The sequence below is a fragment of the Lentzea sp. NPDC036949 genome, assembly GCF_055608075.1.
This window is the reverse complement of sequence record NZ_JBVJRA010000008.1, coordinates 281409-301061: the sequence shown is the minus strand read 5'-3', so window position 1 is coordinate 301061 and position 19653 is coordinate 281409. Positions and strand designations below refer to the sequence as shown.

Genomic DNA, 19653 nt, shown 5'->3' with positions numbered 1-19653 from the left:
GACCGAATCAGATGATCATGCTGTCGGCCGGTCCCGCGGCGGCCCTCGGCGGACGACTGCGTGTACTGATGTGCGTTCACCCCGATGGAGCATCAAGTCGCCCGTCCGCGACGCCGATGACCAGCATGTAGCCCGCCGGAGGGCCGCTACGATCACTGTGTGCGCGAACCGCTTGAACGAGATGACGAGATCGCGCACATCCGCGAAGCCCTGGACGCAGCCACCCGTGGTGAGGGTCGTGTCGTCGTCATCGAGGGGCGTGCGGGCATCGGCAAGACGCGGCTCGTGCACGAGTGCCGTGAGCTGGCCAAGGAGCGCGGGTTCGGGCGGTTGCAGGCGGTCGGCGACGCCCTGGAGAGCGCCATGGCGTGGGGGGTCGTGCGGCAGCTGGTCGAGCGGTCGATCTCGCGCTACTCGGGTGAGGTGAGGGAGAAGATCCTCGCCGGGCCGTCGGGGGCCGCGCTCAGGGCCCTCGACGACGCGGCGCTCGACCCGAGCGAGGCCGAGCTCGCGCGCACGTTGCACTCGCTGTGGTGGGTGGCGGTGGACCTCTCCTCCACCCGGCCGCTGCTGATCACCGTGGACGACGCGCACTGGGCCGACCTGTCGTCGCTGCGGTTCCTCGGCTACCTGGCGCGCCGGATCTCCGACCTGCCGATCGCGCTGGTCGTGGCCACCCGGCCGCCCGCGGACAACGCGGGCCCGCTCGCGCAGCTCAGCATGTCGGCCGACCGGTTGCTGCCGCGGCCGCTCACCCCGGACGCGATCGGCAGGCTGGTCGGTGGGCACGCCGAGGTGGTGAAGGCCGTGCACGCGGCCAGCGGCGGCAACCCGTTCCTGGCCGGGGTGCTGGTCGACGAGCTGGCGGCGCTCGGGTTGCCGATCGACGACCCGGACACGGCGGCAGAGGTCGGTGGGCTGGGGCCCAGCACGGTCTTCCGCGCCACGCTCGGTCGTCTGCCGGCGGACGCCGTCTCTCTCGCGGGTGCGGTCGCGGTTCTCGGCACGCACGCAGATCCGTGGCAGGCCGCGGCACTCGCGCGGACCGAGGACCTGACGGCCGCGGTCGAGGCGTTGGTGGCGGCAAACGTGATCGTCCCCGGCGACCACCTGGAGTTCGTGCACCCCGTGGTGCGTGAGGCGGTGTTGAGCAGTCTCGGCCCGATTGCGCGCGGGTCGTTGCACGCGCGCGCTGCGACGGCGTTGGCCGAAGCCCACGCACCGGCAGACCGGATCGCCGCGCACCTCGTCCACGCTCCGAAGGGCACGCTGCCGAACGCCGCCGACGTGCTCAGGAAGGCTGCGTCGGCGCTGATGGCCGCCGGTGACGCACGTACGGCCGCCGCACACCTCGCACGGGCCGTGGACGAACGGCCCGACGACGCCGCGTTGCGCGCGGAGCTCGGCCGGGCGTTGCTGCGCACCGGTGACGCGGTCAACGCCCACCGCCACCTGAAGGCCGCCGCGGCGGGGCTCCCGGACGCCGAGCTGGTGGCCGCCGCTGCTTCCGCGACGGCGGTGGTCGAGGGGCCCGCGGCGGCGATAGCGGAGCTCACCGAGGCCATCGCCCAGCGGCCGGTCGGCGAGTCGCGGCTGCACCTGGAGGCACGGCTCGCGGTGTTCCGCTCGTTCCTGCCGGACCAGCGCCAGACCGCGTCCGCGCACCTGAGCAGCTACCAGCACCTCGCCGGAGGCACCCCCGACGAACGCACGCTGCTGGGTCTTCTCGCGCAGATGGGCCGCTACGAGGTGTGGCCGCACGACGAGGTGGCCGCGACCGCGACGCGTGCGTTGGCCAACGGCGCATATCTGGACGACGCGACCGGAAGCACCGACGAGATGGTCGCGTGGCTCGTGGCGCTCCTCGCGCTGATGGCCGCGGACGGGGTCGACACGGCGCAACGGGAGATCGAACGCGCACGGCTCAAGGTGCGCACCCACGGTTCACCGATCGAGTTCGCGATGGTGGCGAACGCGACCTCGTTCCTGAGCTGGCGCAAAGGCACCATGCGCGCGGTCGAGGCGGAGGCCGAGGCCGCGCTGGCCGCCGTCGCCCAGGAGGACCCCACGTCCACGGTGATCAGCCTGCGCGCGACCTCCACCCACTTCGCCGTGTACGCCGCACTGGAACGTGGCGACACGACAGCAGCAGCGTCGCTCATCGACGCCTTCGACCGGGCACACGCCCACGCACGCCCGACCATGCCGACGATCTGGTTGCACGAGGTGCGCGCGCTCATCGCGTTGGCGGAGAACGACCCGCGCAAGGCGATGTTCGAGGCCTACCGCCAACGCGACGCGATGCACGAGGTGCACGTCGACCCGCCCACGATCCCGTGGCGCGCACCGGCGACGAGGGCCGCGCTGCTGCTGGGTGAGCACGAGCTGGCGGTGGAGCTCGCCACCGAACAGCTGGAGGTCGCCCGCGCGTGGGGGGCCGCCACCGAGGTGGGGGCCGCGCTGCGGCTGCTCGCCCACGCCGACGCCACCGCGCGCCTGGACCTGCTGACCGAGTCCGTCGAGGTCCTGGAGGGCTCCCCCGCCCGTCTGGAGCTGGCCCGGTCGCTGGTCGACCTCGGCGAGGCGCTGCGGGTGGCCCGCAAGCGCTCCGACGGGCGCGAACCGCTGTACAAGGCGATCGAGCTGGCCGGTGAGTGCGGCTCCGCGGTGCTCCGGACGCGCGCCACCGAGGCCTTGGAGGCGCTCGGCGACCGGCCGCGCCGGCAGGTCGTGGTGGGTGCGGAGGCGTTGACCGCCTCGGAACGCCGGGTCGCCGACCTGGCCGCGGCGGGGCGGGCGAACCGGGAGATCGCGCAGGAGCTGTTCGTGACGCCGAAGACGGTGGAGAACCACCTCGGCCGCATCTACACGAAGCTCGGGATCGCGGGTCGCAGGGACCTCTCCCGCGTTCTCGCCTGAAGCAGATGCACGTGGGGGTGTCCCTGATACACCCAACTTCCGCGCTGGAGGGTTGAGGGTTCTCCCCTCATGCCCTTGGGGGTCCGTCTCGGCGAATCTTGTGCCACCGCAGGGGAACACAGGAACTCGAAGGGGACACCGACATGATCCGCAACGCTCTGATCGCCACTGCCGCGACCGCCACCATCGCCTCCGTCTTCGCCCCGATGGCGTCGGCCGACCCGGTCATCGGCACGCCGCCGCCGTGTGTGAGCGCCTCCGACCTGGCCGGACCGGACTTCACCGTCCGCAAGTGCGGTGTGAGCGACGTGGACCAGTTCCGCGCCGGGCTGGAGAACAACGGCGGCGCCTACTGCGGGCCCACCTCGCTCTACAACGTCCTGCACTACTGGGCTCATGAGAAGGACGCCCCGGTCGGCTGGATCACCACCAAGGTCGCCAACCTGAACCCGAAGGACCAGGCCGACTACGGCGTGATCACCAACTCGATCGGCCGGATCGGCGTCGACGCGAAGTACAACGGCAGCACCAACCTCACCAACCTGCGCACGGCGTGGACCATCGCCACCAAGCCGGCCCGTGACGCCGGCTGGACCACCACGACGGGCGCGGTCGACACCAAGAACTCCCCCGACTTCGCCGGTGAGCTCGCCAAGAAGCTCAACGAGGGCCCGCTGCAGCTCGTCTACGGCCGCTACAAGGAGGGCCCGACGACCGGGTCCCTGCAGCGCAGCGGTGGTCACATCGTGACCGTCGTGTCCGCCACGGGTTCCTTCGGCGGCAACACGGTCCAGCTGAAGCTGGCCGACCCGGGCCGTGCGGGGGACCACGGCGAGGGCGACTACCTGAAGACCCAGTCCGCCTACGAGGCGCTCGACGTGACGCTGACCAAGAAGTCGATCAAGCAGTACGTCCCGGTCGCGGACGACGAGAACACCGACGTGGACGAGTCGCTGCAGCCCGGCACGTACCGCACGGTGACCCGCTGGGAGCTGACCGGTCCGCGCTACGTCGGCACCACCCGTCCGATGGTCGAGGCCTTCAACTGGTTCGACATGGCCAAGTGACACCGGACCGCGAGGGCCGTGCTCCCCAGGGGCACGGCCCTCGCGGCGTTGTTCTCAGACTGCTCTCACCCAACGCGTCTAACCTGGCCATATGCGTGTTCTCGTGGTGTCGGCCCCTCTGCTCGGGCACGTCTTCCCGCTGGTGCCGCTGGCGCTGGCGCTGCGCGAGGCCGGTCACGAGGTGGTCGTCGCCACCGGTGGTGAGGCGCTGAAGGCCGCGGAGTCGGGCCTGCCGGTCGAGGACGTCGTCCCGGCCGGGGTCCACTTCGGCCGGATCGCGGCCCGGATCGTGGTCACGCACCCGCTGGTGGCGCGCAGGGAGCTGCGGGGCAGCGGTGAGCTGGGGTTCGTCTCCCGCCTCTTCGGCGCCGTCGGCAACGCGATGACGGCACCGTTGCGGGAGCTCGCCGCACGCTGGCGCCCGGACGTGGTGCTGCACGAACCGCTGGCCGCCGCGGGTTCGGCGCTGGGCGTGCCGTCGGTCGTGCAGGACGTCTCGCTGTTCGACGGGCTGCGGCTCACCGCCGCCGTCAGCGCTCGTATGGACGCCGAGACCCGTTCTCCCGCAACGGTTCTGCGCACCGCTCCCGCGAGTCTCGCGGAGTTCCCCGGTGGCCGGCCGATGCGGTTCGTGCCGCACAGCGGCGCGGGGGACGTGCCGGGCTGGCTCGCCGAACCGTCCGGCACGCCGCGCATCCTCGTCAGCCGCAGCACCGCGCCGGGTCCCGGTGCCGGCGCGATGATGGCCGCGGTGGTGCGGGCCGCCGCCCACGTCGACGCCGAGTTCGTGCTGGTCCGCCCGGACCGCACCGGCGGGCTGCCGGACAACGTGCGCACCACCGGCTGGGTGCCCGTCCCGGCGGTGCTGCCGTTCTGCGACGGCATCGTCCACCACGGCGGCGCGGGCACGCTGCTGGCGGCGCTGGCCGCGGGCGTCCCGCAGCTGGTCGAGCCCGGCCCCGGCGACCGGACGGTGCACGCCACCGCGGTCGCCGAGCGCGGCGCCGGGCTGAAGGCGGCGGCCGGTGACGTCACCCCGGAACTGCTGACCACGCTGATCACCGCCCCGGCTCTGCAGGCGGCCGCGCTGGAGGTGAGCACCGAACTCGCGAAGATGCCTTCACCCGCTGATATTGCCGCCGAATGGGAAAACATCATCACCTAGATCGAGCAAGCTGAACCGCACCCGGTTCAACGGGGCAGCACCTACTGTGATCGCGTGCGCATTCTCTTCTCGAGCCTGGGCTCGCACGGACACACCTATCCGTTGCTCCCGCTCGCGGTCGCCGCCCGCGAGCAGGGACATGACGTCCTCTACGCCGTGGACTCCGGTTTCCACGCCCCGCTGGCGCCGCTGGGGTTCACGGTCGTCGATGCGGGCCTGAGCATCTTCGACGCGTTCCACCAGGCCAACAGCCTGCACGGCACCGACCGGTTCACCCGCGACATGCTGCGGCAGACCGCCTCGGACGCCTTCGGTTCGGTGCTCCCCCGCGCCTACGCCCAGGACCTGGCGCCGGTCATGGAAAGGGACAAGCCGGACCTCGTCGTCTTCGAGATCATCAACCCCGGTGCGGGCATCGCGGCCATGCAGGCGGGAATTCCGACCGTGTGCCACGGATTCGGCAAGGTCGACGACCAGATGATCCCGGCGACCATGGTGGACCCGTTGCTGGCGTACCTCGCGGAACTCGGCATAACGCTGCCGAATGGGCAGAACTTCGGTCTCGGTTCGCCTTATCTCGACATCTTCCCGCCGTCGTTGCAGGACCTCGACCACCTGAGGGGCGTCGAGCGCATCCCGGTGCGGCCGGTGCCGTTCGCCGAGCCGCAGCCGCTGCCGGACTGGGTGCTCGAACACCGCAGGCCGCTGGTGTACCTGACGTTCGGCACGGCGTTCGCGGGTCTTGAGCTGATCCAGCGCGCGATCGCCGGGCTGTCCCGGTTGGACGCCGAGGTCCTCGTCGCCACCGGACCGCTGGTGGAGGCGTCGCTGGTCGACGGCGTGCCGGACAACGTGCACGTCCTGTCGTGGGTGCCCCAGGCGGATCTGCTCGCGCACGCGGATCTCGTCGTGCACCACGGCGGCAGCGGCACCACGGTGAGCGCCATGACGGCCGGGGTGCCGCAGCTCGTGCTGCCGCAGGGCGCCGACCAGTTCCGCAACGGCGAGCTGGTGGCGGCGGAGAACCTCGGTTCCCACCTGGTCGACGACCAGTTCACCGCCGACGCCGTGCACGAGACGGCGGCGAAGCTGCTGAACGACGCGACCGTGCACGACGCCGTGGAGCGCATCCGGCTGGAGATCGCGGCGATGCCGTCGCCCGCGGACGTGGTGCCCAGGCTGGTCGACCTGGCCGGTTAGGCGCGCGGGTGCCCGGCGGGGGTCACTCGCTGGGCACCGGCTTCAGCGCGGTGAGGGCCTCCGGCACCGAGTCGTGCAGCAGGAGGACGTCCGCGACCCCGGTGACCTGCAACGGCCTGCGCACAGCCCGGTGCGGTGCCACGACGCGGAGGTCCTTGCCGTGCTCGTCGGCGAGCTCGTGGGCGGTGATCAGGGTCGAGATGCCGGTCGACCCGAAGAAGCTGACCTCGGTCAGGTCGGCGACCAGGGCCGACCCGCTCGTCTCGAAGCCCAGGCGCAGCGCGTCCAGCACGACGTCCGCGGTGTCGACGTCGATCTCACCCTCCACCGCGACGACCACCACCCCGGCGACCTCGTCCGCCCGCACGGTCAGCAGCGGCGACTCATTGAACTGATCTTCGTTCACCAGCACTCCCCGGTGGCCGAAGCGCGTATGACCCTGACTCCGAGCACGCTGCTGAACCCGGCTGCGTCATCGACGTTACGGCTGTTGCTTTCGGACCACAACCTATTGCAAACCCCTCCGTCGAACGGCGGCGACCGCCCTGCCTCCCCGGTCGGCGCTCGGAGATCACGGTCGCACATCCGGCAGCCAGAACTCCACGAGGGTCCCTCCGTCGGGCGGTCGCACGACGGTGCACCGGCCACCGGCCGCCTCGGCGTGTTCGCGCGTCTCGACCAGCCCGAAGTGCCCGGTGACCTGGTCACCGGCGGGCAGTCCGATGCCGTCGCCGGTCACCCGCACGAGGAAGCCCCGGTCCACAGTGGACATGTCCACGAGCACCGCCGCGGCCCGCGCGTGCTTGCGGACGTCGGTGAGTGCCTCCTGGCAGATGCGGAGGGCGGTCATGGCCGCGTTCGATGCCGGGCGGGCGGACCTGGAGGACCAGGTCGCGCAGCCGGTCGACGGCCTCGCGCACGACGGCCTCGCGCACGTCGTCGTCGAGCTGTTCGGCGGTGTGGCGGTGCTTGTCGGGGAGCGTGCGGGCGAGCAGCTGGAGCCGCAGGCCGACGGCGATCACGACCTGGAGGGGGTCGTCGTGGACGTCCCAGGCGATCCGCCTGCGTTCCTGCTCCTGCGGTCGGGTGCCGTGCGCCGGACGTCGGTGAGGGCGTCATGGTCGTCAGCGCACGGCGAAGCGGAAGTTGCGCGACCGGCCGACGACGAAGGGCCGGACCAGGTCGAACACCTCGGCGTGCGCCCGTTCGGCGCCCAGCCGCGGTGAGATCAGCTTGAGCAGGTGAGAGGCGGGCCCGCCGATGCCGGCGCCGAGCGGGAGGAGGCCGAGGAAGATCGGGACGTCGGCGGTGGCGGCTTTCACGCGGACGCTGTGCAACGTCTCCGCGGGCAGTTCGCCGAGCAGCACGTTGTCGCCCTGGTAGGTGTGTGGCGGCAGTTGTGCGCCGAGCGCCTTGTGAAACGGCTTCACACCGAAGTCCTCGGTGAGGCGTGGCGCGACCTTCAGGCCCTCGACGTCGAACGGCCGCGTGCTCGCGAAGGTGATGCGCACGGTGTTCCTGCCCCGGAGCGGTGGCGGGAGCATCGGCAGGTCGGGGAACGCGATGGTGGCGAGCTGCGGTGTGACGTGGTCGGGCAGGTCCCAGCCGTGGAACGCGTCGAACACCGCTTCCGCGTGTGTCGCGTCGAAGTACATCTCACCGCTGTGAACCCGGTTCACAGGCAGAAGCCCGAACTCCATCGTCGTCACGACATCGCCGACCTCGGTCGTGCCCAGGACGCGGTCCGCTGCCAGGCCGAACTCGCGGGCGAGCAGCCCGTACCCGCCGCCGAGGGTGTAGCCGACGACGCCGACGCCGGCCGCGTCACCGCTGAGCGGGGCGAGGCCGTGCGGGGCGGCGGCGTCGAGCACCTGCTGCCAGACCGCGCCGGCCTCGACGGTGGCGGTGCGGCGGTCCGGGTCGACGTGGACGGCGTTCATCCGCCTGGTGGAGATGAGGACGCCGGTGGTGGGGGTCGTGAGGCCGTGGCCGGTGGCCTGCACCTCGTACGGCAGGCCGTTGGTCTCGGCGTACTCGACCGCCTTCTCGACGTCGTGGGCGGTCTCCACGACGAAGACGACCTGTGGTTCGTGGCGCAGGCCGGTCTGGAAGCCGCTGCGCTCGTCGTCGTAGCCGGGGTCTCCTGGGTGCAGGATGTGCATGATCTCATCGTTGTTGAGCTGCGGTTATATGTCCAAGAGCTGGTTGTGCTCGTGGATAGAATCGTTCGTTATGGAGCTTCGGCAGCTTGAGTACTTCGTCGCGGTCGTCGAGGAGGGGTCGTTCACGCGGGCCGCGGAACGGGTGCACGTCGCGCAGCCCGGGGTGAGCGCGCAGATCCGGCGGCTGGAGCGCGAGCTCGGGCACGACCTGCTGGACCGGTCGGGGCGGTCGGTGACGGTGACCGACGTGGGCGCGGCGGTGCTGCCGCTGGCGCGGGCGGCGTTGCGGTCGGTGGAGTCGGCGCGGCGGACCGTGGAGGAGCTGGCCGGGCTGGTGCGCGGGACCGTGCGGGTGGGGATGGTGGTGTCGTGCGGGATCGAGGACCTGCCGGAGCTGCTGTCGGCGTTCCACTCGGCGCATCCGGGCGTGGAGATCACGTTGGCGGAGGCCAACTCCGACGAGCTGGTCGAGTCTCTTGTGGAGGGACGGCTCGACCTCGCGCTCGTCGGGTACGCGGGAGGGACGCCGGCCGGGTTGTCGGTGCGGGTGCTGGCCGACGAGCCGCTCGTGGCGGCGGTGTCGGAGTCAGATCCCTGGTACGGCAAGGAATCGGTGCCGCTGGACGAGCTGCTGGAGCGCAGGTTGATCAGCCTGCCGGTCGGGACGGGCCTGCGCGGGGCGTTGGACGCGGCCTGCGGCACGCGGCGGCCGCGGATCGCGTTCGAGGCCTCGGCGCCGCCGATGGTGATCACGCTGGCGCAGCGCGGTCTCGGGCCGGCGATCCTGGCGGGCTCGATGGTGTCCGGTCTGCACCCGGTGCGGATCACGGACCCGGTGCCGCACAGCCGGTTGGCGCTGGCGTGGCGGACCGGCGGCCCGCACAGCCCGGCCGCGCGGGCGTTGATCAGGCTCGCGGAAAACCGGGTGACAGCGGATCTGTGAGTCTGCCACGATCTGCGGCATGTTCGTGACGGCTGAGAACGCGATGCACGCAGGTGTTCCTGCGGGCGCGCTCGCCGTCGCCTCGGCACAGCCGGCCGGCGCCCGACTCTGACCCTTCTCCAGTCCGTTCCTCCAGGACCGCTGGGGGAGGGTCGTGGTGGTCGATCGGTTCTGGGCAACCCGGCTGTGTTCTCGAGGGAATGATGAAGCAGGAGTTCGTGCGCGCCAAGCCGCACCTCAACATCGGCACGATGGGTCACGTCGACCACGGCAAGACCACCCTGACCGCCGCCATCACCAAGGTCCTGTCCGAAGTGGACCCGTCGGCCACGTCCTTCACCGCGTTCGACCGCATCGACCGCGCCCCGGAGGAGCTGGCCCGCGGCATCACCATCAACATCGCGCACGTCGAGTACGAGACGCCGACGCGGCACTACGCCCACGTCGACATGCCCGGCCACGCCGACTACGTGAAGAACATGATCACGGGTGCGGCGCAGCTCGACGGCGCGATCCTGGTGGTCTCCGCCGAGGACGGCTCCATGCCGCAAACCCGCGAGCACGTGGTGCTGGCGCGGCGCGTGGGCGTGCCGCACGTGGTGGTGGCGCTGAACAAGGCCGACGCGGTCACCGACCCCGAGCTGCTCGACCTGGTGGAGCTGGAGATCCGCGACCTGTTGTCCCGCTACGGTTTCGACGGCGACGCCACCCCGGTGGTGCGCGTCTCGGGCCTGCGGGCGCTGCAGGGCGACCCGGTGTGGACGCGGTCGGTGCTGGCGCTGCTGGAGGCCGTGGACACCCACGTCCCCGTGCCGGAGCGGGACGTGACGAGCCCGTTCCTGATGCCGGTCGAGAACGTCCTGACCATCAGCGGCCGCGGCACCGTCGTGACCGGCGCGGTGGAACGCGGCGTGCTCGGCCTGGGCGACCAGGTGGAGGTGATCGGCCTCGGCGCCGCGGTGACGTCCGTCGCCACCGGCATCGAGACCTTCGGCAAGCCGATGCACCAGGCACAGGCGGGCGACAACGCGGCGGTCCTGCTGCGCGGCGTCCGCCGCGGCGACGTCCGCCGCGGCCAGGTCCTGGCCCGGCCCGGCACCGTCGCCCCGCACACCCGCTTCCGCGCGTCGGTGTACCTGCTGTCGCACGAGGAGGGCGGCCGGCACACCGGCATCGCCACGAACTACCGCCCGCAGTTCCACTTCCGCACCGGCGACGTGGTGGGCGTGGTGCACCTCGACGCGCCGGCCCTGCCCGGTGACACCGTCGAGGTCACCGTGGAGCTCGGCAAGGCGGTGGCGATGGACACCGGCCTCGGGTTCGCGATCCGCGAGGGCGGCAAGACCGTGGGCGCGGGCACGGTCGGCGAGATCCTCGCCTAAGGCGGCGGCGACGGCCCGAGAAGGTGGTCGCGCTGCCTGGCAGGAGGGCGTGACGAGGGCTTCCGGCTCTCGTCACGCCCTTCCGTTTTGGCAGGTGACTGGGGGTTCTCGGTACCCGGCGGACTCGACCCGCCGAGCCGTCACCCCGACCGGTCGCTCACCGAGTGCGGCGCCCCGACGGGCTTCGACTCCGGTGATCCGCGCTGCCGCAGGTAGACGCTCAAGAAAGCCATGGAGGCGATCGCCAGGAACTCCGACTGCCAGTTCTGCAACGACCGGCTCCAGAAGTCCGAGCTCAGGAAGTACTCGAACAGTCCCATCCGGGTGGCCAGCGGGTCGGAGTTGTTGGCGAACCACCCGGCGACCCACTGCATGGTCCACGAGAAGAGGAACAGCGTCAGCATCGCGAGACCGAGCGACTTCGAGTAGAGGGAGGTGCGCCAGCCGCCGGCACGGGCCCAGCGCGGGGACGACTCGGTGGTGTGGGCGCCGAGTTGCTGGTCCTCGTCGGACCCCGGACCCGTCTTGTCGGCGGGTTTGGACTCCGGGGAGCCGCGTTGCACGAGCCAGACGGTGGCCCACACGTAGAGGAAGAACTGGAGGTACTCGGACTGCCAGTTCTCGACGACGTCGACGAGGAAGTCCGCGGAGACCAGGTAGGAGCCGAGGGTCAGGAGGGGCTGGCCGAGCGCGGCCTGGCGGTCGTTGTAGTCGGTGTGGCCCGCGAGGAGCCGGCCCACACTTCGTGGACCGGCTCCGACTTCGACGGGCGACACCAACCGCGAAAGCAGCCCGCTCACACCTCGAGGAGCGGCACGACCTCCTTGGCCCAGAACTCGAAGAACGCCTCCTGGCCGGGCCCGATCTGCTGGACGTACAGCTCGTCGAACCCGGCGTCGACGAACTCCTTGACCTTCTCGGCGTAGCGCTCGGGGTCGGGGCCGCACGGGATCGACTCGCGGATCATGTCGGGGGTCACGAGCTGGGAGGCCTGTTCGAAGTGGCGCGGGGTCGGGAGGACCTGGGCGAGCTCACCGGGCAGGCCGTCGTTGGGCCACAGGCGGTGCGCGGTGGTGACGGCGTCCTCTTCGGACGGTGCGTAGCAGACCTTGAGGGCACTCTGGGAGGGGCCGCGGCCACCTTCGGCGCGGTACTTCTCCAGGAGGTCGCCGGAGGGGCCGACGCACATGTAGCCGTCGCCGGCGCGGGCGGCGAGGCGGACGGCTTTCGGGCCGAAGGCGGAGACGTAGATCGGGACCGGGCGGTCGGGGAGGGTGTAGATGCGGGCGTTCTCGACGGTGTAGTGCTTGCCGTGGTGGGTGAGCTCCTCGCCCTGGTGGAGGGTGCGGATGATGCCGATGGCCTCCTCCAGCATCTCCAGGCGCACGTCGGCGGACGGCCAGTGGTCGCCGAGGACGTGTTCGTTCAGGGCCTCGCCGCTGCCGACGCCGAGCACGAAGCGGCCTTCGCACTGGACCGCGGCGGTGGCGGCGGCCTGGGCGATGACGGCCGGGTGGATGCGGACGGTCGGGCAGGTCACCGCGGTGGTGATCGGGATGGACACGGCTTCGGAGAGGGCGCCGATGGTGCCCCAGACGAACGGGGACTGGCCCTGTTCGTCGTTCCACGGGTGGTAGTGGTCGGAGATCCACAGGGCCTCGAAGCCGTGCTGGTCGGCCAGGCGGGCGTTGCGGACCAGCTCGCGCGGGCCGTGTTCTTCTGAGGAGAGGAAGTAACCGAGCTTCACGGCAGCAACTCCTGGATCTTGGTGCGCAGGCCGCGCGTGATGAGGCCCCAGGCGTCGGGGTCGCCGCGCAGCACTGCTTCGGTCATGTCCTTGATCTGCTCGAACGTGGCGTGTGGCGGGATCGGTGGCACGTCCGGGTCGCAGCGCACGTCGAGGACGGTGGTGCCCTCGTAGGCGAGTGCGGTGTCCCAGGCGGGGCCGAGCTGGTCGGGGTCGTCGACCTCGATGCCCTGCAGGCCGATGGACCGGGCGAACTGCGCGTACGAGAGGTCCGGGAGGTCCTGGGACGGCTCGAACTTCGGGGCGCCGCCCATGGCGCGCAGTTCCCAGGTGACCTGGTTGAGGTCGTTGTTGTGGAACACGCACACGACGCAGCGGATGTTGTGGTGCCGCAGCGTGAGGAGTTCGGCCATGCCGTTCATCTGCATCGCGCCGTCGCCGACGAGTGCGATGAGCGGCCGGTTCGGCTGGGCGAACGCGGCGCCAAGGGCGTACGGCACGGCGCAGCCCATGGTGGCCAGCGTGCCGGACAGCGAGGACCGCACGTCGCCGCGGATCTTCAGCAGGCGCGCGTACCAGTTGGTCGCGGAACCGGAGTCGGCGGTGACGATCGCGTTGTGCGGCAGGCGCTGGGACAGCTCGTGCACGATCCGCATGGGGTTGACCGGGTCGGCCGGGACGAGCGCCTGCCGTTCCAGCACCTCCCACCAGCGTTCGACGTTCTTCTCGATCGTCTCCCGCCACGAGCGGTCGGTCTTCCGTTCGAGCAACGGGATGAGGGCGCGCAGCGTCGCGCGGGCGTCGCCGACGAGGTTGACCTCGGTTGGGTAGCGCATGCCGATGGTACTGCCGTCGGCATCGATCTGCACTCCCCGCGCGGCACCGGGCTTCGGCAGGAACTGCGAGTAGGGGAAGTTCGACCCGACGATCAGCAGCCGGTCGCAGTCGCGCATCAGCTCGTAGCTCGGTCGTGTTCCGAGCAGGCCGATGGACCCGGTCACGTACGGCAGCTCGTCGGACAGGACGTCCTTGCCCAGCAACGCCTTCGCGACGCCGGCGCCGAGCAGTTCCGCGACCTCGCCGACCTCGGCGGCGGCACCGCGCGCGCCCTGGCCGATCAGGATGGCGACCTTCGAGCCGCTGTTCAGGACCTCGGCGGCGCGGCGCACCTCGTCGTCGGCCGGCACGACGACGGACGACGGCCGGGACGGCGGGCTGGACGGGATGTGCTTGAACTCGTGCTTGGGAGGTTCGTACTCCTGTTCCTGCACGTCGTTCGGGATGATCACCACGGCAGGCGCGCGTTCGGTGGCGGCGGTGCGGAACGCCCGGTCGAGGGCGTTCGGCAGCTGCTCGGGCACCGTGACGTCGATCAGGAACGAGGCGACGTCGCGGAAAAGCGCGTGCAGGTCGACCTCCTGCTGGAAGCTGCCGCCCTGCGCGGTGCGCGCGGTCTGGCCGACGATCGCGACGACCGGCACGTGGTCGAGCTTCGCGTCGTACAGGCCGTTGAGCAGGTGGATCGCGCCCGGTCCCGAGGTCGCGAGGCACACGCCGACGTCGCCGCTGAACTTGGCGTAGCCGACGGCGGCGAACGCGGCCATCTCCTCGTGCCGGGTCTGGATGAACTTCGGGTCGTTGTCCGCTTTGCCGAACGCGGCCACGATGCCGTTGATGCCGTCACCGGGGTAGGCGAACACCTGCGCGACCTTCCAGTCGCGCAGGCGTTGCACGATGAAGTCTCCGACGGTCATGCCGACGCCCCTTCGAGCACGTACACCGCGTAGGCGGAGCGGATGATCGGCTGGGCGACGTTGCGGACCCGCACGCCGCCGGGGGTCATGCCCTGTTCGGTGCCGAAGTGCGCGTGCCCGTGGATCGCGAGGTGCGTGCCGGTCTTGTCGATCGCCTCGCCGAGCAGGTACGAGCCGAGGAACGGGTAGATCTCCGGTGGCTCGCCGCGCAACGTGTCGGGCACCGGCGCGTAGTGCGTGAGCGCCACCTTGATGTCGGTTTCCAGTTCGGACAGTGCGCTTTCCAGCGTCCCGGCGATGTCGCAGGTGTGCTGGATGAACGCCTTCATCTCGCGTTCACCGAACGCGCTGCCGCACTTGCCGGCGAACCCGCCGCCGAAGCCCTTCACCCCGGCGACGCCGAGGGTGCAGCCGTTGATGCGCGTTTCGAAGGTCGTGCCCTCCAGGACGTGGATGCCCTTGTCCTGCAACGTCTTGGTGACTTCGAGCGGTTTGTCGTCCTGGTGGTCGTGGTTGCCGAGCACGGCGATGACGGGCACCGGGAGGTCCGCGAACTCGTCGGCGACGACCTCGGCCTCGGCGACCGTGCCGTGCCGGGTCAGGTCACCGGCCAGCAGCAGCACGTCGGCGTGCTCGCCGACCTTCTCCAGCGCGGGCCGCAGGTGGCCGCGCATGTCCTCGCCCAGGTGGACGTCGCCGACGGCGGCGATCCGGATCATCGCAGGTCCTCCTCACCCTCCGGTTCACCGGCCGGTGTCACGCGCACGTCGTTGAGGATCGTCAGCTCGGGCGCTGCCTCGTGCAGCACCTCCTCCAACGCGGCCTTGCGGTCCGCGCACGCGACGTCGCCGGAGAGCATCACGTTGTCGCCGCGCACGGTGACGCGCACGCCGAGCTCGGCCGTTCTCGGGTCCTCCGCGACCGCCCTACGCAGATTCGCCGCGAGGTACTGCTCGGAGCCCATGGTCCCTCCCGATGATGTCCAGGCGTTCGATGAGCACCAGGAACGCCTCCGCGTACGGCGAGTTCTTGGTCTCGTCGCGCACCTGCTGCCAGTCGATCTGCTCCCTGAGCGCGCGGGCGAACGGCAGCAGCTCGCTGAAGTCGCAGCGGTGCCCGTCGAGCACCAGCAGCTTGCTGATCAGCACGTACGTCGCCGGCATCACCGGCAGCATCACCGAACCGACCGGCATCTCCTCCGCCATCGCGAGGAGGTCGTCGGTCACGGGCCGCTCGTTGGGCCGGAACAGCAGGTCCACCAGCGAGTCGCCGTCGTAGACCTTCAGCAGCCAGTCCTCCGGCGGTTCCGCGGCCCTCAGCCCGCGCGCGACCAGCACCCGCACGGCTTCCGTCGCGTCCTGCTCGCGCACGAGCAGGTCGACGTCGTGCTCGCTCGTCGGGCCGCCGCGCGCGTAGCCGGCACACCCTCCGGTCAGGGCGAACGGAATCCCTTCGCTGCGTAACGCGTTCGCGACTTTGGTCAGCGTCCGCAGCAACTCGTCCTGCACGTCGCTCATGTCAGCGGTTACCCGCGTTGCCCGCGCGGTGAACCTCACACCCGATCAGTGGCGAGCCGGGCGTGCCGTTCCGCGTCGAACCGCTGCCCGTCGTGCAGGAGCCGGCCCCGTTCGACGCCTTCCACCGCGTAGCCGGCGCGGGTGGCCACGCGACAGGAGGCGGGGTTGTCCACCCGGTGGGCGAGCTCCAGGCGGAACAGCCCGAGCTCCGTGAACGCCCAGTCGCTGACCGCGCGGCAGGCGCGGGTCGCGAGTCCTCTGCCGCGTGCGTGCTCGCGCACCCAGTACGACACCCAGCCGGTCTGGTGGCGTCGTTCCACACTCGACACGGCGATGTTCCCGGCCGGTTCGCCGTCCAGGAGCACGGCGAAGGTGTAGGCCACGTCGTCCACGCGCCGCACGGCGAGCAGGTCGATCCACGAGACGGCGTCCTCCAGGGAGGTGATCTCGGTGGTGAACTGGCGGTCCATCAGGGGTTCGCGGGCGGCGGCGAGGAGCACGGGGGCGTCGTCGGGCCGCCAGGGTCGCAACAGGTCGTCCACCTGTCCACCTTCTGAAGATGGCGGACCGGCTGCAACTCAGCGGGCCCGCGGGACGTCATAGGGACAACCCCAACCCCCAGGGAGCACGCGGATGGTCATCTTCGGCTGGCGAACGACGGTCCAGCAGCTCGTCATGCTGACGCTGGTGTGCGGCCACTGCGGTCACCAGGCGGCGCACAGCCTCACGCGCCGGGTCACGAAGCCCACGGTCTTCTTCATCCCGCTGTTCACGATCAGCCGCAGGTACGGGATGCAGTGCACGTTCTGCGGTGTCGCCTACGACATCAGCTCCACCCACGCGCATCAGCTGGGCGCGGGCGTCTGACAGGCGGCGCAGCCGGGCGCGTCCGCGTCGGTGGTGACGCGCCCGCACTCGGGGCAGACCAGGTCGAGGAAGCACGCACTCGAACCGGCGCCGCCGAGGTCCACGGCCAGCCGCTCGTCGCGACCGAGCGGACCGGGACGGTCATCACCGTCAGCCATCCTCCGAGCCTACGCCCGCGCTCTCCTCAACCGACAAATCTTTTCTTCTTGACGACAAGTTTCTTCGGCGGCAGGATGACACCATGCCGCAGGAGAGGGAGAGCAGCTGATGGGCCACGCGTTCGAAGCGACCGACAGCGCCGAGGTACCGGCCTCGGTCGACGAGGTCTGGGAGGCGATCGCCACCGGGCCGGGCATCGACTCGTGGTACATGGGCCGCAACGAGGTGCGGAACGACCAGGTCACGATGGCCTTCGGCGCCTACCGGCCGACTTCGGAGATCACCGCGTGGGACCCGCCGAAGCACTTCGCGCACGACAGCGGCAAGGCCGGGGACGGCCGGTTCATCGCCTACGAGTTCCTGGTCGAGGGCCGTGACCACGGCAGCACGGTGCTGCGGATGGTCACGAGCGGTTTCCTGCCCGGTGACGACTGGGCCGACGAGTTCGAGGCGATGCGGCTGGGCGGCGCGCTGTTCTGGCGCACGCTGGTCGAGTACCTGGGCCACTTCGCCGGCCGCACCGCGCAGCCGTTGACCGTCTTCGGGCCCGAGGTCACCGACTGGGACGAGGCGTGGCGCAGGCTCGACGACGCGATCGAGGCGAAGCTCCCCGGTGCCGTGGAGTACCACCGCAACTCGCACACCCTCGGGCTGCGCACCGAGAACGGCATGTACCGCTTCCTGCGCGGCTTCCACGGCCCGATGATCGCCGCGCACCACGTCTTCGCGGGCGACGAGTCCGAACAGGACTGGCAGCTCTGGCTCGAGAACACCCTGGGAGAGCAGAAATGACCCGCTTCACCACCTCGGCCGACGGCACGCAGGTCGCCTGCTCGACCACCGGCTCCGGTCCCGCGCTGCTGCTCGTCGACGGCGCACTGTGCCATCGGAGGTTCGGGCCCAGCACGGAGCTCGCGTCCGTGCTGGACAAGGACTTCACCGTCCACACCTACGACCGCCGCGGCCGGGGCGAGACCGGGGACGGCGCCACGCCGTGGTCGCTGGAGCGCGAGGTGGAGGACATCGAGGCCGTCATCGGGGAGGCCGGCGGGTCCGCGTTCGTCTTCGGCGTCTCCTCCGGCGCGGTGCTGGCGCTCGAAGCCGCGTCGAAGCTGCCGTCGATCACCCGGCTCGCGGTCTACGAGGCGCCGTTCGTCGTGGACGACACCCACCCGGCCCGTCCCGCCGACTACGTGCGGACGGTGGACGACCTCATCGCGCGCGGCGACCGGTCCGGCGCGCTGTCGTCGTTCATGAAGCTCGTCGGCACGCCCGGTTTCGCCGTCGCGGTCATGAAGCTGACGCCGGTGTGGAAGAAGCTCAAGGCCGTGGCGCACACGCTGCCGTGGGACCTGCGCATCCTCGGCGACGACGGCCGTGGCGAGCCGCTGCCGGCTGACCGCTGGCACGTCGAGGTGCCGACGCTCGCCCTGGACGGCGGCAAGTCGCCCGTGTACCTCCGCAACGCGATGAAGAACGTCGCGGAGGTCGTCAAGGGCGCCGAGCACCGCACGCTCGCCGGTCAGACGCACATGTACAAGTCCTCGGTGATGGCGCCGGAGCTGGTGGAGTTCTTCTCGCGGGCCCAGCGCACCGCCGGTCCCATCGCGTAGCCGGCCAGCACGAACAGCCCGCCGACCAGCAGCCAGCCGAGGCTCCCCCACCCGAGCACGACGGTCGTGAGCAGGGCCGGACCGACCATGCGCGCGACCGCCGTGCCGGTGCCGAAGAAGCCCTGGTACTGGCCCTGGCGGTCGGCGGGCGCGAGGGAGAAGCCGATCTCCCAGGCCCCGGAGGCGAGCATCATCTCGCCGAGCACCTGCAGCGCGGCGGCCGCGACCAGCAGCGCCGCCGCGGGCCACGCCCCGATGCCGAACGCCGTGGCCGCGAAGACCACGCAGGACGCGCCCAGCACCAGCCCGGCGTGCCGCACCAGCCCCGCGGCCCGCGTGAGCCCGGTGGCCCGGCGGGCGATGCGGACCTGGAACAGGACGACGGCCGCGGTGTTGAGCACCAGCAGCGCGGCCGCGAGCCACGTCGGCGCCTCGGTGCGCTGCACGATCCACAGCGGGATGACCAGGCTGAGCAGCGGCATGTACAGCAGCATCACCGCGTTGACCAGCGTGACCAGCGCGTATGGCCGGTCCCTGAGCACCTCGAACCGGCCGGGTGCACGGGTCGTCGCGGTCTCCGGCGATGTCGCGAGGATCGCCGCGGCGGCGAGGAAGCTCAGGGCGTCCAGCGCGAACACCGCCGTGTAGGCGAGCTCCGTGCCGAGGTGCAGCGCGAACCCGCCCGCCGCCGCGCCGATCGCGATGCCCGCGTTGGCGGTCGACTGGATCCGCGCCCGCACCCGCGTGCGCTCCTCGGGCGTCGTCAGTCCCGCGAGCAACGCCTGCCTGGCCGCCTGCAACCCGCTCTGGAAGCTCGCGTACAGGCACATGACCAGCACGAACGCCAGGTGGCCCCGTGCGACGAGCAGAACGCCGATGCTCGCCGCGGTCAGCGCCGCCAGCACGACCGCGGTGGTGCGCGGCCCCCACCGGTCGGCGAGCGAGCCGAGGGCGACACCGGCCGCCGCGCCGGCACCCCACGCGACGGTGAGGCCGAGGCCGACCTGCGCCGGGCTCAGGCCGGCCACGAGCGTGAAGTAGAGGGCCGAGCAGACGAGGAAGCCGCCGTCACCGATCGAGTTGGTCAGCTGCGCGTACGCGAGTCGCCGGGTCATGGAACGACCGTAGGACGCTGATTGGCCCTGACCTTGGGACAAG

General features: G+C 71.1%; 21 protein-coding genes and 1 pseudogene. 9 read left to right on the top strand and 13 right to left on the bottom strand.

Annotated features, from left to right (window positions below; all coding sequences use genetic code 11):
• Positions 1-159 precede the first annotated feature (159 nt).
• From ACZ7CD_RS24160 to ACZ7CD_RS24145, 4 genes are all read left to right on the top strand, one after another.
• A complete protein-coding gene (locus ACZ7CD_RS24160; RefSeq protein WP_470379715.1) occupies positions 160-2919 on the top strand; it encodes a helix-turn-helix transcriptional regulator in 2760 nt (919 codons plus the stop codon).
• Between the two features lie 143 nt (positions 2920-3062).
• The gene (locus ACZ7CD_RS24155) at positions 3063-3986 is read left to right on the top strand and encodes a hypothetical protein (protein ID WP_470379714.1); all 924 of its coding nucleotides are present in this window, start codon (positions 3063-3065) and stop codon (positions 3984-3986) included.
• 91 nt (positions 3987-4077) lie between these two features.
• Complete coding sequence (locus tag ACZ7CD_RS24150) at positions 4078-5151, top strand: nucleotide disphospho-sugar-binding domain-containing protein (protein ID WP_470379713.1); 1074 nt, start codon at positions 4078-4080, stop codon at positions 5149-5151.
• Between the two features lie 54 nt (positions 5152-5205).
• Positions 5206-6351, top strand: coding sequence for a glycosyltransferase (locus ACZ7CD_RS24145; RefSeq protein WP_360395426.1), 1146 nt, complete (start codon positions 5206-5208; stop codon positions 6349-6351).
• 22 nt (positions 6352-6373) lie between these two features.
• Here the strand turns inward: ACZ7CD_RS24145 and ACZ7CD_RS24140 are convergent, their stop codons facing one another.
• The 4 genes and pseudogenes from ACZ7CD_RS24140 to ACZ7CD_RS24125 form a co-directional block, all read right to left on the bottom strand.
• Positions 6374-6757 (bottom strand): STAS domain-containing protein, encoded by a 384-nt coding sequence (locus ACZ7CD_RS24140; protein ID WP_360395424.1) that lies wholly within the window; start codon positions 6755-6757, stop codon positions 6374-6376.
• Positions 6758-6922: 165 nt separating this feature from the next.
• Positions 6923-7201, bottom strand: coding sequence for a sensor histidine kinase (locus ACZ7CD_RS24135; RefSeq protein ID WP_470379712.1), 279 nt, complete (start codon positions 7199-7201; stop codon positions 6923-6925).
• 76 nt (positions 7202-7277) lie between these two features.
• Positions 7278-7373: pseudogene (locus ACZ7CD_RS24130) on the bottom strand (hypothetical protein); the annotation flags it as partial.
• Positions 7374-7475: 102 nt separating this feature from the next.
• Positions 7476-8513 (bottom strand): FAD-binding oxidoreductase, encoded by a 1038-nt coding sequence (locus tag ACZ7CD_RS24125; protein ID WP_470379711.1) that lies wholly within the window; start codon positions 8511-8513, stop codon positions 7476-7478.
• Positions 8514-8583: 70 nt separating this feature from the next.
• Between ACZ7CD_RS24125 and ACZ7CD_RS24120 the strand changes: the two genes are divergently transcribed.
• A complete protein-coding gene (locus ACZ7CD_RS24120) occupies positions 8584-9456 on the top strand; it encodes a LysR family transcriptional regulator (RefSeq protein ID WP_470379710.1) in 873 nt (290 codons plus the stop codon).
• Between the two features lie 200 nt (positions 9457-9656).
• On the top strand, positions 9657-10838 hold the full coding sequence (gene tuf / locus ACZ7CD_RS24115) for an elongation factor Tu (RefSeq protein ID WP_458430452.1): 1182 nt from the start codon (positions 9657-9659) through the stop codon (positions 10836-10838).
• A 140-nt stretch (positions 10839-10978) separates the two neighbouring features.
• Here the strand turns inward: tuf and ACZ7CD_RS24110 are convergent, their stop codons facing one another.
• The 7 genes from ACZ7CD_RS24110 to ACZ7CD_RS24080 are packed head-to-tail and all read right to left on the bottom strand — an operon-like array spanning position 10979 to position 16398.
• A complete protein-coding gene (locus tag ACZ7CD_RS24110) occupies positions 10979-11578 on the bottom strand; it encodes a DUF6766 family protein (protein ID WP_470379709.1) in 600 nt (199 codons plus the stop codon).
• A 56-nt stretch (positions 11579-11634) separates the two neighbouring features.
• Positions 11635-12585 carry a TIGR03557 family F420-dependent LLM class oxidoreductase gene (locus tag ACZ7CD_RS24105; RefSeq protein WP_470379708.1) on the bottom strand — a complete coding sequence of 317 codons (951 nt, stop codon included), beginning with the start codon at positions 12583-12585 and terminating at the stop codon, positions 11635-11637.
• Positions 12582-14339: a thiamine pyrophosphate-requiring protein gene (locus tag ACZ7CD_RS24100; RefSeq protein ID WP_360395414.1), complete on the bottom strand. Its 1758-nt coding sequence runs from the start codon at positions 14337-14339 to the stop codon at positions 12582-12584. Before ACZ7CD_RS24100 ends, ACZ7CD_RS24105 begins: the two co-directional genes overlap by 4 nt.
• Entirely contained in the window at positions 14336-15058 is a 723-nt protein-coding gene (locus tag ACZ7CD_RS24095; RefSeq protein ID WP_360395412.1) for a metallophosphoesterase family protein, read from the bottom strand. The genes ACZ7CD_RS24100 and ACZ7CD_RS24095 overlap by 4 nt, the downstream gene beginning before the upstream one ends.
• Positions 15055-15303 (bottom strand): BON domain-containing protein, encoded by a 249-nt coding sequence (locus ACZ7CD_RS24090; protein WP_360395410.1) that lies wholly within the window; start codon positions 15301-15303, stop codon positions 15055-15057. The genes ACZ7CD_RS24095 and ACZ7CD_RS24090 overlap by 4 nt, the downstream gene beginning before the upstream one ends.
• Positions 15266-15856 (bottom strand): nucleotidyltransferase family protein, encoded by a 591-nt coding sequence (locus ACZ7CD_RS24085; protein ID WP_360395409.1) that lies wholly within the window; start codon positions 15854-15856, stop codon positions 15266-15268. Before ACZ7CD_RS24085 ends, ACZ7CD_RS24090 begins: the two co-directional genes overlap by 38 nt.
• A gap of 35 nt (positions 15857-15891) precedes the next feature.
• Entirely contained in the window at positions 15892-16398 is a 507-nt protein-coding gene (locus ACZ7CD_RS24080; RefSeq protein ID WP_360395407.1) for a GNAT family N-acetyltransferase, read from the bottom strand.
• A 91-nt stretch (positions 16399-16489) separates the two neighbouring features.
• Between ACZ7CD_RS24080 and ACZ7CD_RS24075 the strand changes: the two genes are divergently transcribed.
• Entirely contained in the window at positions 16490-16723 is a 234-nt protein-coding gene (locus ACZ7CD_RS24075) for a zinc-ribbon domain-containing protein (protein WP_360395406.1), read from the top strand.
• On the opposite strand, the gene ACZ7CD_RS24070 is transcribed toward ACZ7CD_RS24075, so the two are convergent.
• Complete coding sequence (locus ACZ7CD_RS24070; protein ID WP_470379707.1) at positions 16702-16881, bottom strand: hypothetical protein; 180 nt, start codon at positions 16879-16881, stop codon at positions 16702-16704. The genes ACZ7CD_RS24075 and ACZ7CD_RS24070 overlap by 22 nt on opposite strands.
• Positions 16882-16990: 109 nt before the next feature.
• Here ACZ7CD_RS24070 and ACZ7CD_RS24065 point away from each other — a divergent pair, with 109 nt between their 5' ends.
• Both ACZ7CD_RS24065 and ACZ7CD_RS24060 read left to right on the top strand, forming a co-directional pair.
• The gene (locus ACZ7CD_RS24065) at positions 16991-17674 is read left to right on the top strand and encodes an SRPBCC family protein (RefSeq protein WP_470379706.1); all 684 of its coding nucleotides are present in this window, start codon (positions 16991-16993) and stop codon (positions 17672-17674) included.
• Positions 17671-18495 (top strand): alpha/beta fold hydrolase, encoded by an 825-nt coding sequence (locus ACZ7CD_RS24060; protein ID WP_470379705.1) that lies wholly within the window; start codon positions 17671-17673, stop codon positions 18493-18495. The genes ACZ7CD_RS24065 and ACZ7CD_RS24060 overlap by 4 nt, the downstream gene beginning before the upstream one ends.
• On the opposite strand, the gene ACZ7CD_RS24055 is transcribed toward ACZ7CD_RS24060, so the two are convergent.
• Positions 18405-19610 (bottom strand): MFS transporter, encoded by a 1206-nt coding sequence (locus tag ACZ7CD_RS24055; protein WP_470379704.1) that lies wholly within the window; start codon positions 19608-19610, stop codon positions 18405-18407. The two genes, ACZ7CD_RS24060 and ACZ7CD_RS24055, sit on opposite strands and share 91 nt — an antisense overlap.
• Positions 19611-19653 lie beyond the last annotated feature (43 nt).